Source organism: Cyclobacterium sp. SYSU L10401, assembly GCF_010993705.1.
Lineage (GTDB): Bacteria > Bacteroidota > Bacteroidia > Cytophagales > Cyclobacteriaceae > Cyclobacterium.
Map to the genome: position 1 here is coordinate 9835 of NZ_WOFO01000008.1, position 14817 is coordinate 24651.

Annotated in this window: 10 protein-coding genes; all 10 read left to right on the plus strand. The window is 38.7% G+C overall.

The annotated features are described in order from the left end of the window. Positions 1–599: 599 nt before the first annotated feature. The 10 genes from GL182_RS17375 (at position 600) to GL182_RS17420 (ending at position 14817) form a co-directional block, all read left to right on the plus strand. Positions 600–2999: a GumC family protein gene (locus GL182_RS17375; protein ID WP_163381058.1), complete on the plus strand. Its 2400-nt coding sequence runs from the start codon at positions 600–602 to the stop codon at positions 2997–2999. Positions 3000–3087: 88 nt separating this feature from the next. Continuing rightward, positions 3088–4515, plus strand: a complete 1428-nt coding sequence (locus GL182_RS17380; RefSeq protein WP_163381059.1) for a lipopolysaccharide biosynthesis protein — start codon at positions 3088–3090, stop codon at positions 4513–4515. Positions 4516–5706: 1191 nt separating this feature from the next. Further along, on the plus strand, positions 5707–6567 hold the full coding sequence (locus GL182_RS17385; RefSeq protein WP_163381060.1) for a sulfotransferase family protein: 861 nt from the start codon (positions 5707–5709) through the stop codon (positions 6565–6567). 183 nt (positions 6568–6750) lie between these two features. Beyond that, positions 6751–7917, plus strand: coding sequence for a glycosyltransferase family 4 protein (locus tag GL182_RS17390; RefSeq protein WP_163381061.1), 1167 nt, complete (start codon positions 6751–6753; stop codon positions 7915–7917). Beyond that, positions 7918–9219 carry a hypothetical protein gene (locus tag GL182_RS17395; RefSeq protein ID WP_163381062.1) on the plus strand — a complete coding sequence of 434 codons (1302 nt, stop codon included), beginning with the start codon at positions 7918–7920 and terminating at the stop codon, positions 9217–9219. Positions 9220–9225: 6 nt separating this feature from the next. Beyond that, positions 9226–10344 carry a polysaccharide (de)acetylase gene (locus tag GL182_RS17400; protein ID WP_163381063.1) on the plus strand — a complete coding sequence of 373 codons (1119 nt, stop codon included), beginning with the start codon at positions 9226–9228 and terminating at the stop codon, positions 10342–10344. Next, the gene (locus GL182_RS17405; protein ID WP_163381064.1) at positions 10332–11468 is read left to right on the plus strand and encodes a hypothetical protein; all 1137 of its coding nucleotides are present in this window, start codon (positions 10332–10334) and stop codon (positions 11466–11468) included. The genes GL182_RS17400 and GL182_RS17405 overlap by 13 nt, the downstream gene beginning before the upstream one ends. Continuing rightward, positions 11458–12615, plus strand: coding sequence for a glycosyltransferase family 4 protein (locus GL182_RS17410; RefSeq protein ID WP_163381065.1), 1158 nt, complete (start codon positions 11458–11460; stop codon positions 12613–12615). Before GL182_RS17405 ends, GL182_RS17410 begins: the two co-directional genes overlap by 11 nt. A 44-nt stretch (positions 12616–12659) precedes the next feature. Further along, positions 12660–13820, plus strand: a complete 1161-nt coding sequence (locus GL182_RS17415; RefSeq protein WP_163381066.1) for a CapA family protein — start codon at positions 12660–12662, stop codon at positions 13818–13820. Then, positions 13801–14817 carry a RimK family alpha-L-glutamate ligase gene (locus GL182_RS17420; RefSeq protein ID WP_163381067.1) on the plus strand — a complete coding sequence of 339 codons (1017 nt, stop codon included), beginning with the start codon at positions 13801–13803 and terminating at the stop codon, positions 14815–14817. The genes GL182_RS17415 and GL182_RS17420 overlap by 20 nt, the downstream gene beginning before the upstream one ends.

Consider the following 14817-nt stretch of genomic DNA (forward strand, 5'->3'; position numbering starts at 1 on the left):
CCCCTTGCCCCCTTAAAAAGGGGGATTTGATTGCGAATAGTTTTCTATCCTGAGAAAAGATTTCCGACCAATTGACCGAGCACAACTCCCCCTTACCAAGGTGGCTGGGGGGATTTGCCTACGTAATCATCAAGAAATCAGTTTGATGAAAATTTGAGATGCTCTAAAAAATCCCCCTTGCCCCCTTAAAAAGGGGGATTTGATTGCGAATAGTTTTCTATCCTGAGAAAAGATTTCCGACCAATTGACCGAGCACAACTCCCCCTTACCAAGGGGGCTGGGGGGATTTGCCTACGTAATCATCAAGAATTCAGTTTGTTATAAATTAGAAATGCTCTAAAAATCCCCCTCGCCCCCTTAAAAAGGGGGATTTGATTGCGAATAGTTTTCTATCCTGAGAAAAGATTTCCGACCAATTGACCGAGCACAACTCCCCCTTACCAAGGGGGCTGGGGGGATTTGCCTACGTAATCATCAAGAATTCAGTTTGTTATAAATTAGAAATGCTCTAAAAAATCCCCCTTTCCCCCTTTAAAAGGGGGATTTGATTGCGAATAGTTTATTATCCTGAGAAACCTAAAAAACATAATTCACCCCCAATGCCCAACCCCCCATCCTATCCCCAGCATCCACAACAGCCACCGGTCATTCAGGAAGACGATTCGCTGGATGCCAGGACGCTTCTATTGCAGATCTGGCGGATTTGGCCGTATATTCTGGCAAGTGTGATCCTGGCATTGGGCATTGCTTACTTTAATATCCGCTATACCATTCCCGTATACCAGGTGCACAGCAAGTTCTTTATCAAGGAAAAAGAATCTGCCTTTGGGATATTTGAAGAAATGGGAGGCGTAGGTCCCGGACCAGAGGAAATGGCCCTGACCAACCAGATGATCATCCTCAAATCCCGCCCCATTGCCGAGGCCACTTTACGCCAACTGGATTTTGATGTGGAGTATTATTCTCAGGGGGTCTTTGTGGAAAAGGAACTGTACCGCAACACGCCCATTACCCTGCAGGTAGACTGGGAACATCCGCAGCCGGTGGGTGGTGGCTTGCTGATCGAATGGGACAATGAGGAAACCTTTCAGCTCAGCTTTCCCGATGATGCCTACAGCCAGTACCTGCCCGCCGAGGAGCGTACGCAGGGCATGGAAGTTCCCGAGCTTGACCAAAATACCTTTCGCTTCGGGGAGACGGTCACCTTGCCCTTTATGAAATTTCAGCTGGCACATACCGGTGCGGAAAGTTCCGGAGAGATCCTGGTACGCCTGCGTCACCTTCCTGGACTGGTCAACGAGTACACGGGTAACAAACTCAGCATTGCTCCCGAGGAAAAAGAATCCACGATCCTGCGGCTGAGCCTGGAAACGCCCACGCCTGCCAAGGGCCGGGAGTACCTGGACCGCCTGCAGCAGGTGTACCTGGAAAACGAACTGCAGGAAAAAAACCAGATGTCTACCAATACCATCGAATTTATCGATGCCCAGCTGGTGGTGCTCTCCGATTCCCTGCTCTATATCGAAAACCGCCTGCAGGATTTTCGTTCCAACAACAACATTTACAACCTGACCGATGAAGGTTCGGCCATCTACGAACAACTGATGGAAATCGAAACCCAACTGGCGCAGGAAAGATTCAAGCGGGAATATTACCGGCAACTGCGGGATTACCTGGTTCGGGAAAATTACAACGAGATTGTGGTGCCCTCCGGACTGGGCATACAGGATCCCATCCTCAATGCCCTGATCGGCAACCTGATGGAGCTGCAGGCCGAAAAGTCCATGCATGCCTCCAAGATGACCGAAATCTCTCCTCCGCTACGAGAGGTCAACCGCAAGATTTCGGATATGAACAAAAACATCCGGGAAGTACTGGAAAACGTGGAGCAGAATGCGCTACTGACCATCAATGACCTGGAAAGCCGTAAAATGGCCATCGAAAATGAATTTGGCAGCCTGCCGCAGACCGAGCAGAACCTGCTGCGCATACAGCGGGAGTTTTCACTGAACGAGGGCCTGTACACCTACCTGCTGCAAAAGCGGGCCGAGTCTGCCATTACCCGGGCCTCCAATACCCCCAGCAACAAAATCATCGAAAATGCCCTGGTAGAAGGAGCACCCATTAGTCCACAGAGCAAGCGCATTTATGCCATTGCCCTGATGCTGGGTATGGCCCTGCCGGTAGGATTTGTCTTTGGCAGGCAGTTTTTTGAGACCCGTATCCGGGATGTCAAACAGGTGGAGCGGCAGGCGGACCTGACCCTGCTGACCACCATCAACCTCAGCAAGGACAAGGGTAACCTGGTGGTGTACAACAGTCCCCGGTCCGGGGTAACGGAAGCCTTCCGCTCCCTGCGTGCCAATATCAACTTTATCTTGCCCAAAGACCGTTCTTCGGTCATTATGATTACTTCCAGCATTTCCGGAGAGGGCAAAACCTTCTGCAGCATCAACCTGGCCTCGGTCTATGCCCTGAGCGGTAAAAAAACCCTGCTGATCGGCTGCGATATGCGTAAACCCAAGATCTTTGAAGATTTTGGATTGAAAAACAAATCAGGTCTTTCTTCCTATCTGAGCGGACAGGAAAGCGACCTGAACCAAATCATTCAGGCTACGGAATACGAAAACCTGCACGTTATCGCCTCCGGCCCCATTCCGCCCAATCCTTCCGAGCTGTTGATTACGGAGACCTTTGGCAGCCTGCTGCAGGAGATGAAGCAGCAGTACGATATGATTATCCTGGATACCCCTCCGGTAGGCCTGGTGGCCGAGTCCCTGGACCTGCTGCAGCAAGCCGATCTGACCCTGATGATCCTGCGCTACAACTACAGCCAGAAACAGTTTATCGAGCATATCAATACCCTGAAAAAACAGCAAATACTAAAAAACGCGTATCTGGTCTTTAATGGGGTGGATAAAAAAGCCTATCAGTATGGGTATGGGTATGGGTATGGTTACGGGTACGGATACTATGCGGAGGATAAAGAGAAAAAATGAATCCAACGTCTTTCTTGCTATTAATTCAAGCGTTTTAATATAACATTGTTTTAGTTTTTAAAAATTCTCACATTTTTAGAATTTAAAGTTGGAAGTAGGAAAAGCTAAGAATGGATTTTATTGGGATTTAACAAGTAGTTTTTTTAGGCAGTTTGCTTCACTTTTTATTTCTATCATACTTGCCCGATTACTATCTCCGGAAGAATTTGGAATTGTAGGAATGGCGATGGTTTTCGTAACTATCACTGATGTATTTATTGATGTTGGTTTTACCAGTGGCTTAATTCAAAATAAACACAATACTGATGTCACCTATTCTTCTGTATTTTATTTAAATGTCGCCATCAGCTTATTTTCATCAACCGTAATATTTTTAGGTGCACCCTATGTTGGAAGTTTTTTTGATCAGCCCGAAATTGGGACGATCTTAAGATATTTGGCTTTTATACCATTTATTTCTGCTTTGGGTAGAATTCAGTCCACTATTCTTACCAGAAATATGAATTTTAGAACCTTATCCATTAGAACAGTTATTTCGACAGTTGTGGCAGGTGTAATGGGAGTTTCTGCTGCCTTATATGGACTGGAGGTATATAGTTTGGTTGTACAACAATTTATCTTGGTTATTACGTCTACCGTTTTGCTATGGTCTACGACCACATGGAGGCCCAAGCTAGTTTTTTCATGGGGAGATATTTCTTCTTTGTTTTCGTATTCAGGGTTTGTATTTATAGACCAGGTTTTTAGACAGGTATTTAACAAAATAGATACTATTTTTATCGGTAAAGCCTTTTCACCGGAGATATTAGGGTTTTATTCACGCGCTGAATCATTAAAAGCTCAGATTGATACCTATACCACAGGTAGTCTTAGAAAAGTTATGTTTCCTGCGTTGAGTGCATTACAGAATGATGAGAGAAAATTTCACAGTATCTTTTACAGAGCATCCGAAATCTCAACAGGAATGATTGTCTTAGTTGTTGCCCCTTTTTTTTTCTTAGCCGAACATATTATTATTTTTCTGTTAGGAGAGGATTGGAGACCGAGCGTTATTTTCTTTCAGATTTTACTTTTATCAACCTTGAGTAGCCCTCATATTGGAATTATGGCCCAAGCCGTATTGGCAAAGGGATATTCTAAACTTAAATTTCAAATTGGGCTAGTCCAGCGATTATTAAAGTTGTCTCCAATTGTTTTTGGTTTGCTTTATGGTATTATTGAATTTACTATTGCTATTACAGTTTCATCTACTATAGTGTTCATTTTTTATGCCTACGTAGTAGATATAAGACTAAACATAAGGTTTTTGAACCAATTAAAAAACTGGCTATTTCCCACTTTGATATTTGGAGTTTTTATAGCTTTATTTTTTCTTTTGGATCCAAACCCTTGGCTTTGGACATTTCTTTTCTTATTTGTTTACATGGTGCTTTTAAAAATGAGCAACCACTCATGTCTATTCTTTATTCAAAACACTATCAACTCTATTGTTGAAAAATTTGTCAAAAGGAGATAAACTATATATGACATTGATTATTTCAAAGTTCAAATTGTATGTAACAGTAAAGGTAAGTACCTTGAGAACATTTCATTCCGTTTTTTTGTTTCTTTTTTACTACTAGAAGAAATCATTTTTTAATCTATTTTCCAGGGACTCTTGGATTGTCAAATACATCTAAAGAAGATAAAGGAGATTGGGAAAATAATACAATTCGCTGGTGATTTGGTTTTACAATGCACCGGAAAAGAAAGGATAATAACATAACTAATTTGGCATGAACGTTCAATCAAGAACACTATTTTTATGCGAGATGCACTAAATGCCATATATGTGGAAGGAAAAGTTTAGGTGAATGAGATTTTGGTCTCAAATTTAATTTATTGGAAAAATCAGAAACTGAAAGTTGGAAAGAAGATTAGTATCTCTTTGCATGGGAAAGGTACGTAGATTTGTTAGAAATGAGATTCATTTTTCCATCCTAATTACGGGTATAACGGAAAATACCATTTTGGCTACTTCATTGATCAGAAAGTTTGATATAGCCGACATATTAGACTCGATATCATTGATTAAGTCGCTATATTGTTCATAATAGATGCTAAAATTAAAGTTTTTGGGCAGCGATCGAAAGTGGAGGTACTTTGGAAGGTGTAGATCTTCGGATAATTCCTGACATTATGGAGACTTTGTCAATGCCAATTAGTGCGGAAATAGCTAACGGCAAAGTTGAAATTCATATTTTCCCTATCAGCATTTGGAAGTACTATTTGTATTCTTCAAGGAAAGCGGAATTAACTACTTTATAGGTGTTCCTGATTTAATAGTGAAAAGCAATACGCTCTATCCATTGGAAGTAAGTAATAGTCCTTATCTAGGATCAATTCCTATATTCAACTTTTGTTTACCGTTTGAGGTGTTATTTCCAAAGGTGAAACCAAAGTTGTTGATCTTAGAATTACTAGTCGATATGCCTACGCAGTAGAATATTCGCAAAAGTTGGTATGCAATACTGTTCTACAAGCGATATGAGCGTCATTGACGGTGGAAATACTTTTAATGTGGCTATAGTGAAAGGATTGGATTTGAGAGCGAGAATTGGAATCCACTTGGCCAGTATGGCCTCCGAAGTATAAATCGTTATTGAAGACGATTGGTAAATTTATATATGTAAAGAGAATCTTAAAGAACAATGAATAATCTAGTAAAATGAGATTACCAGATTTTATTATAGGAGGAGTTCAGAAAAGCGGTACAACATTACTGCATAGTTTGCTTCTAAATCATCCACAGGTAAAGATGTTAGATAGGAATATGGACTATAGCTACTTTGACGATGACCGCTTGTTTACTAAAGGCTTTGATTGGTACCGTCAGCTTTTTGCTCCGCTTGAAGCAACATGGACCGCTGATAGTATCATAGGGCAGACCTCTGCTGACTGTGCATTTAATCCTCAAGCTGTACCAAGGATTTTGGAGGTAATGCCCAAAACAAAATTGATATTTGTGCTTCGTCACCCCATCGAACGCACATATTCGCTCTATTGGCATCAATACAGTATGGCCAGAGAGCATTACCGATTTGAAAAGGCAATTGCCCTTGAGCCAGACCGCATTAAGAAAAGCTATCATAATTTCAAGCATTATTCTTATTTGGGGCGTAGCCGGTATAAACGGCAATTTGATAAAATTTTATCCTTGGTTCCACCAGAAAAAATGATTTTACTGCCATTCGATGCGCTCACTAAGCAGACTTTACCCACGGTTAATCGTATCTTCGAATTTTTAGGAGTATCACCCGTATTCAACTTGGAGGAGCTTAATTACAGCACTTTGCCACGGAATAGTGCACGGATTCCCACTAATCATACCGCAGTAATAGCTTCTTCATATCTACAAAAGCTTGGCTTCCTTAGTGTAGGGCGGCGACTGGTAAATTCGTTCAGGGTAGAGCAGCGTCCGCCAGCTATGAATCCCAATACTAAAAAACTGTTAGAAGAAGAGCTAGCAGAGGATATTGCTTTTTTTGAATCTGTGAAATCCGAATTCACTGCATCACTGAAAGGGTAATATTGCCGCAGATTTTAAAGTAGCCACTTCCAGAGCAAGGAAATTTTTAGATAACCTTTACTTTATCATTAATCTGAGAGACGCCTCTGGAGCAGATATTTTAACTATTATACAGACGTTTCGATCGTAGGTAAAAGAGAAGTTTGGGGTAAATTTAGAGGAAGAACAAAAAATTATCTGATTATGAAAATACTCTTTCTCATTTCCTCAGAAGGTCAGGGAAAAGCAGCTGGTGGACATTTTAATTCGCTTCATCAGGTAAGCTTAGAAATGGCAAAATCCTGTGAGGTAAAAATCGTCATGCTAGGTAAAGTACTGAGTCCTGTTTTAAATGAGAACCCCTATCTACTGAAGCATATCACACTTGGACACAGTATAATAGATATAATACGTCTTAATATTAGGTTTAATCAGATTTTTAAAACATTTCAACCTGAGGTAATTCATTGCTTCGATACGAATTCATTAAACAGATGTTTACTTTCCACTGCTACAAGGAAGATACCATTGATACTAAACAAGTGCGGTGGCCCCAACCCTTTAAGGAAGAATTATTATCATGCTGATGCAATTGTTGTGTTCAGTATAGAGAATCAACAGTGGTACTTTGATAATGAAAACTATACTAGCGATTCTATTTTCTTAATTCCCAACCGGGTAAGGGCACTTGACTTTCTTCCAGATAATCTACAGGAAGTAAAAGCAGATCCAGATAAAATCACTTTTGTGAGGGTGAGCAGATTAGGAGGTGCTTATGAAATGACGCTACTCCAAACATTCAATCTGATAGAAAAATTAAATAAAAAATTTCCAGTAGAGTTCTTTGTTATAGGGAGAATAACAAACCAAGAAAAATTTAACAAACATGTTAAAGAAGGTAAGCGAAGAAGACTACCAGTCCATTACATCACGGATCATCGAGCAGCAAAAGGTTCAAATTTCTTATATTTAGCAGATTTTGTAGTTGGCACAGGTAGAAGCTTTATGGAAGCTACATCTTTGGGGATACCAAGCTTAGCTCCGGCAAAGAATGCGGATATCCCTATTTTAATTGACGAAAATAATGTAGAACGGTTTTTAGCAACTAATTTTTCTGAAAGAAGTATTGCTAAAGCTAATGAGGAAACAAATACCCTTAAGGCTATTCAAGAGCTTGGAAAAGATGATTCAGCATATCAAAGGCATCAAAAAAAAACGAAACACTTCTTTTATGAGCTTTTCGGTACTGAAAAAATTAATCAAAAGTATACCGCTGTTTACGATTACGTTTTGTCAAAGCCTACTTCTAGAACAAATCTTCTGAGAAAAAATCTCATTTATGCTATTCGATTCCTAATTACAGGAAAATAAATGATTGCCAATAAGCAAGCAAAGGTCTATACTTTTATCCTTTTTTTAATCTCCCCAGTCCTAGGATTGATCATGGGATTGAAGAAACTAGATAGAAATGGAAAGCACTTATTATTGACCGTTTTTGGTCTTTTTTATGGGATATTATTATCGTACTCTGCTGAAGCAGATGCTGGAGCGTACTTGCGTTTAGTAGAGTCTTATTTTAATTTAGGTTGGTCTGAATTTACTGAAAGAGTAGTAGGTATATTAACTTTAAAGGCGGCTGACAACTCTCCAAACGACCTATATATACATCTACTGTGTTCTTTTTCTGGGAGTCTTTTTAAAAGTACCACCCTCTTGTTCGCAATTGCTGGGACTGTATATGGTTATTTTTATGGAGCAGCTTTACTTAATGTAATTGACTTCAATAAAAATGGCAAAGGGAGAATAGGTTTTTTGGTTTTTATGGTAATAGTTATTTTTGTTATACACAGGAGTTATGAAAGCATGCAAACAATACGGTCATGGACGGGTATGTGGGTTCTTTTCAATGGTGTTTATGGATATCACCAAACAAAAAAATGGAAATACTTGTTATTGATATTGTCTACTCCTTTATTTCATTTAATGTATGGATTCATTGCTATCCCTGCATTAATTGCAGCCCTGTTTAGTTATTTACCCAAATCCTTATTTATTGGGATTTATGTTCTCTCGTTCATCTTTAATGTAAATACCCTAGCTATAGTTGATACAGCATCACAAAATGACTTAACTAAGAAAAAGCTTGGCTCATATTACAGAATAGATAATGAGGGTGAAGGTTTCGATCCTATTGCAGAAAGACTTGAAAAATCAAATGCCGTTTGGTATGCGAAATATGGAAAAACAACATCTGTTTACGCTGGAGCTACCAGTTTTATTGTACTTCTTATCCTAGGAGGATACTACAGTGTGCGCGTTATGGATGATGTCGAGTTAGGGTTAATGACTACAGCTCTTTTGATGGCCTCTTTAGCTAATTTTTTAAGCTTTGCATATGCCCTATACAGTAGAACCATGGCCAATGCAAGTACTTATGCTTTAGCTGTTATGGTGTTGTTAATATTACGTGGTGTGTTTTATAAAAGAAAAGGTACCAGTCTGTTAAGGTTTGGGATATTGATTAGTGTAATTATATTTATTCCCAAAGTCGTATATTTTACTTCAGATTTCATGTCCAGAACCAGTGCAATGTTGTTTGCTGCACCCTTCGTTAGGATTTTAGGATCAGATGCAAATTTTTCAATTAGAGATATAATTGATTTTTTTATTTAAACTAAGATGATGAATAGATTAATAAAGTGTGTATCTAATATTCCTGGTTGGCAGACAAATAGAAAAATCATAGTCTTAGAAAGTGATGATTGGGGAAGCATACGAATGCCTTCAATAAAATCATACAAAGTACTTGAGAATGCTGGTTTATTTTTGGGAAAAGGAGTAGGTGGCCGGTACAATAAATACGATACACTTGCTTCCGCTGAAGATTTATCTATGCTTTTTGAAGTCTTAACATCAGTAAAAGATAAAAATAACTCGAGTGCAAAAATAACAGCAGTTAGTTTGGTTGCCAATCCTGATTTTCAGAAAATAAAATCATCGGAGTTTCAGGAATATTACTACGAACCTTTTAATACAACTTTAGAGAGATATAATAAGGGTGGGGCTTTTCAACTTTGGCAGGAAGGTTTTAATTCTGGGATTTTTTTACCTGAGTTTCATGGAAGGGAACATCTTAATGTTTCAGCCTGGCTAAGAGCACTTCAGCAAGAGGATAAGGAGGTTTTATTAGCTTTTAACCAAGGTGTTTGGGGCTTTAATCGAAAGCAAGGGATTGGTTTACAGGCAGCTTTTGACCTTGAATATGCCAATGACCTAATAACACATAAAAAAATAGTTATCGATGGTTTAGATCTTTTTGAAAAAATTCATGGGCGTAGAGCGAGGTTTTTTGTACCACCCAATGGACCAATTAATAACGCCCTTGAACCTGTTGCAGCTTCTAAAGGAATACTGTTTATGTCAACTCCAAAAATTCAGAAAGAAGTGCTGGGCGAAGGCAAAATTAGGAGAAATTTACGGTATCTTGGTAAAAATAATAAATATAATCAAATTTATATTACACGAAATGCCTTTTTTGAGCCCTCAGATTCAAATAAAAATGAAATAGATACATGTCTTTCGGAAATTGAACTTGCTTTTAAGTGGAGAAAACCAGTCATTATAAGTTGCCACAGGGTAAACTTTATAGGAGGGCTAAATGCTGCTAATCGTGACAATAGTCTCAAGCAGCTAAAACAGCTTCTGGATACTATTTTAAAACAATGGCCTGAGGTAGAGTTTATGACTTCTACTGAATTGGGATACATAATTCGTGAGAAACAGTTGTGCAGAAAATAAAATCTTATTTGGGTCAAAGGCTAATTAATTTTCTCGGTTGGAAAACTAATCGTAAAATCATTGTTATAGAAAGTGATGACTGGGGAGGTATTTCTATGCCATCTAAAGATGTTTATGATAATTTGTTGAAAAACCATATTAGTGTTGATAAAAGCCCATATTCTAGGTTTGATTCCCTTGCTAGCACCGAAGATTTAGAAACCTTTTTTGAAACACTTTCAAAATACCATGATAAATATGGTAATCCTCCAATAATAACTGCTAACACAAATGTGGCTAACCCTGATTTTGAGAAAATTAAACAGTCAGGATTTGAGAAATATTTTTATGAGCCATTTACAAAGACCTTAGAGAGATATCCTGATCATAAAGGTGCATTCGCTCTTTGGAAGCAAGGTATCAAGGAAAATGTGTTTTTGCCACAATTTCACGGTCGTGAGCATCTAAACCCGATGCTTTGGCTTAATGAACTGAAGGAAGGCAAAAATCCAAAACTACATATTGCATTTGATTTGGGCTGCTTCATCCTTCCTAAAGATAATTTTATCGATCAATCCAAAATTTACAACACTGCTTTTTATCCTTACAACCAAGACCAGCGATCGGCAATGCTTAAATCAATTCCTGACGGACTTGATTTATTTGAGAAACTATTGGGTTATAAGGCAGAATCTTTTATAGCTACGGGATATTTTTGGAACCATGAAATTGAAAAGTTATTATATGAAAAAGGTATTACTTCATTACAGGGCTTACCTATACAAAAAGAATCTATATTAGGGAGAAAGCATAAAAAGAAACTTAATTATACGGGTAAATATAACAAATATGGTCAGGTGTATTTAGTGCGAAATGTATTTTTTGAACCTTCATTAAAGCCTAGGCAAGATAGTATTGATCAATGTTTAAAAAGGATTAAAGTAGCATTTGATAATAAAAAACCTGCTATTATTTCAACACATAGATTAAACTTTGTAGGATATATTAATAGAGACAATCGAATAAGGAATATTACTTTACTAAACAAATTATTGAGAATAATTGTGCAAAAATGGCCCGACATAGAATTTATGTCCTCAAACAACCTTGCAAATTCAATAATTAAAACAAGGAATGGGAGATAAAGAGAAAATAGCAAAAACAGTAGTCCACGTGATGGGTTTTGGTGCTCCAAAGTATGGTGCCCTTGAAAGATATATTTTAGATCTTTCGAAGACTGCAAGCCTAAATAAAATAAAGATTGTTGTGATATACAATCGTATGCCAAAATCTGAAGAATTTTTACAAGATTTAAAAGATAATAAGATAGCATTTTATATAGCAAAAGCTCATAATCCATTAAAATTTTTGCCTATATTTTTTAAAATAATAATGCAATACAAACCTTCAATCATACATTCACATTTTCAGCCATTGTGGCCTGGTATATTTGGCTACCTTTTTGGTTGCAAGAATCGTTGGAATACCATACACCTTATGCTTGTAGATAAAGATATTAAAGAAGCTACCCAACTAAATCAGCTTAAAATTACTTCACGTATTCATAGAATGCTTGTGAATAAATTTAATACCCGTTTCTTTTCTGTATCAAATGCAGTAAATAACCAATTTAAGGCTTTTTATCCTTCTCAAGTCCGTAAATTTGAAGTTTTATATAACGGTGTTCAATTCGCACCGATCGATAAGGAAGTGTCTCGCGTAAAACTAGGATTTTGCGATGATACTTTGTATATATGCTGTGTTGCTTTTGCATCTAAAACCAAAGGTGTTGATATTTTAATCGATGCTATGAATCAACTGTATAATATGAATAAAGATAGGAAACTAAAGCTTTGTCTCATTGGATTAATGCAAGGTGATAATATGACAAATAAATTAATGAAGAGGGTAGAGTCATATGGACTAGAGGATATGGTAATTAACTTTGGTATAATTAATAATGTTACCGAAGTTTTGCCAGCGATGGACATTTATGTACAGCCTTCTAGATCCGAAAGTCTGTCGAATGCTATAATTGAGGCAGGATTTGCAGGTGTGCCCGCAATAGGCTCTAATGTAGGAGGTATTCCCGAGGTAATTATTGAAAATGAGACAGGGTTCCTTTTTCCTGTTGGTGATTACCAAGAGTTGGCCAAGAAAATTGATTTGCTCATAAAGAATGATGACTTAAGACGTGAAATGGGAATTAAAGCTAAACAACATAAGATCGATAATTTTTTAATGGCTGACAAGATTGATAGACTTATCGATTATTATAAGTCCACTCATTAAAAGTCTACTAAAAAATTTATGACATCTAATCAGTTTGAGAAAATATGCTGAACGACAATATTTTTTTTAGAGTTTCTATTGTTGGCGATTTCTTCGGAGGAGGAAAGATGGCATCTGTTTTTGACGCTTCTCCTACTCCAGATTCAATTTTAGATCGAATCTTGTTGGAAGAAATTGGGAAAGCAGATTTGGCGATAGTCAATTTGGAGTCGCCTTTGACCCAGTCTACCATTCCCATAGCTAAATCAGGCCCTTCGCTAAAAGCAAGTTCTGAAACGGCTAATTTTCTAGTAAAAGCTGGTTTTGATCTAGCCACTTTGGCCAATAACCATATTATGGACTTTGGAGTAAGAGGGTTAAATGATACTTTTGATTCACTAATAGAGAATAATTTAGCTTTTGTTGGAGCTGGATGCTCTGATACTACAGCTGGAGAACCTTATTTTACTCAATCGAAAGAACGAACCTTAGCTGTTTTAAACTTTTGTGAAAACGAGTGGAGTACAACGTATGGTCAAAACCCGGGCGCCAACCCCTTAGATCCAATTCAAAACTATCATCAGATTAAGTCAGTTAAGGAAGAATCTGACTTTGTGCTAGTAATTGTACATGGCGGACATGAGCATTATCAACTTCCTAGCCCTCGTTTGAAGAAGCTTTATAGGTTCTATGCAGAAGCTGGTGCTGATGCGGTGGTAGGACATCACTCCCATTGTATAAGCGGTTATGAGAGCTACGGAGGTGTTCCTATATTCTACAGTCTAGGGAATTTCCTTTTCTTTAAGGATGGCTGCTTAAACCAACCTTGGAATAAAGGATTGATGCTTCACCTTAAGTTTAGTGAGGCTGGCTGTGATTTTGACTGGACCCATTTTAACCAAATGAATCAAAATTTTACGGTTGAGGCTGTTTCTATAGCTGAGTCTGATTTGCGAAATCATTATTTGTTAGCTTTAAATGAGATCATCCAATCGGGTGAGAGGTTAAATGAAGCTTACCAAGAATGGTTAAAAAAGCGATACCGTACTTATAGAGCATTTTTAGAGCCTCATAGCTGTCATTTCCTTAATTTTCTACAAAATCGAAATTTGCTCCCCAGCCTATGGAGTAGGGAGAAACGCCTTTATTTACAGAATTTAATTAGATGTGAAGCTCATAGAGATGTTGTTTTAAACTTGTTAGAAGATGAAAATAGCCATTCATAAGAGCACCTCCGGCTTCCACCAACGTTGGATAGCATACTGCGAGCAACACAACATTCCTTTCAAGCAAGTGAATTGCTACGCCAACGATCTAGTTAGCCAATTAAAAGGCTGCAGCATGTTGATGTGGCACTTCAGTCAAAACAACCCAAAAGACATCGTCGTCGCCAAGCAAATCCTGTTCGCCTTGGAACATACTGGTTTCAAATTGTTCCCTGATTTTCGGACAGCCTGGCACTTCGACGACAAAGTGGCGCAAAAATACCTCTTAGAACGAGTTGGAGCACCCCTAGTACCTTCCTATGCATTATATGATTTGAATTCAGCCCTGGAATGGATTGAAAAGGCGGAATTCCCCAAAGTGTTCAAGCTCCGGGGCGGGGCGGGATCTGCTAACGTACGTTTGGCATACAACCGTGCGCAAGCCAAAAAGCTAGTCCGGCAGGCCTTTGGCAAGGGCTTTTCGAATTATGATGCCTGGGGTAGTCTGAAAGAACGCTGGTACAAATATCGTCTGGGCAAAGCAAGCCTCAAGGAACCCCTTAAGGGCTTAGTACGATTATTTAAGCCGCCTCTTTACGCCAAAGCACTAGGGAGGGAAGTGGGCTATGCCTACTTTCAGGATTTTATTCCCAATAACGATTCCGATACCCGCATTATCGCCATCAATGGCAAAGCTTTCGCACTGAAACGCTACGTTCGCAAAGGCGACTTTCGAGCGTCAGGCAGTGGAGTGTTTGCCTACGAACGTGAATTATTTGACGAACGTTGTGTACAGATTGCCTTTGATCTAAGCGAACGCCTTCAATTACAGTGTGCAGCATATGACTTTGTGTTCAATAAACAACAAGAACCTTTGGTCGTAGAAGTAAGCTACGGCTACTCCGCTGAGGGCTATGACTCCTGCCCCGGATATTGGGATAGAAAGTTGTTATGGCATGAAGGAAAGTTTGATCACGAAGGGTGGATGGTCGGAAGTTTTTTTAGTAAAGTAGAATAA

What these genes read in the sequence shown, in the direction of transcription:
- GL182_RS17375 (WP_163381058.1), top strand. Translation starts at nt 600, where the DNA reads ATGCCCAACCCCCCATCCTATCCCCAGCATCCACAACAGCCACCGGTC.
- GL182_RS17385 (WP_163381060.1), top strand. Translation starts at nt 5,707, where the DNA reads ATGAGATTACCAGATTTTATTATAGGAGGAGTTCAGAAAAGCGGTACA.
- GL182_RS17390 (WP_163381061.1), top strand. Translation starts at nt 6,751, where the DNA reads ATGAAAATACTCTTTCTCATTTCCTCAGAAGGTCAGGGAAAAGCAGCT.
- GL182_RS17395 (WP_163381062.1), top strand. Translation starts at nt 7,918, where the DNA reads ATGATTGCCAATAAGCAAGCAAAGGTCTATACTTTTATCCTTTTTTTA.
- GL182_RS17400 (WP_163381063.1), top strand. Translation starts at nt 9,226, where the DNA reads ATGATGAATAGATTAATAAAGTGTGTATCTAATATTCCTGGTTGGCAG.
- GL182_RS17410 (WP_163381065.1), top strand. Translation starts at nt 11,458, where the DNA reads ATGGGAGATAAAGAGAAAATAGCAAAAACAGTAGTCCACGTGATGGGT.
- GL182_RS17415 (WP_163381066.1), top strand. Translation starts at nt 12,660, where the DNA reads ATGCTGAACGACAATATTTTTTTTAGAGTTTCTATTGTTGGCGATTTC.
- GL182_RS17420 (WP_163381067.1), top strand. Translation starts at nt 13,801, where the DNA reads ATGAAAATAGCCATTCATAAGAGCACCTCCGGCTTCCACCAACGTTGG.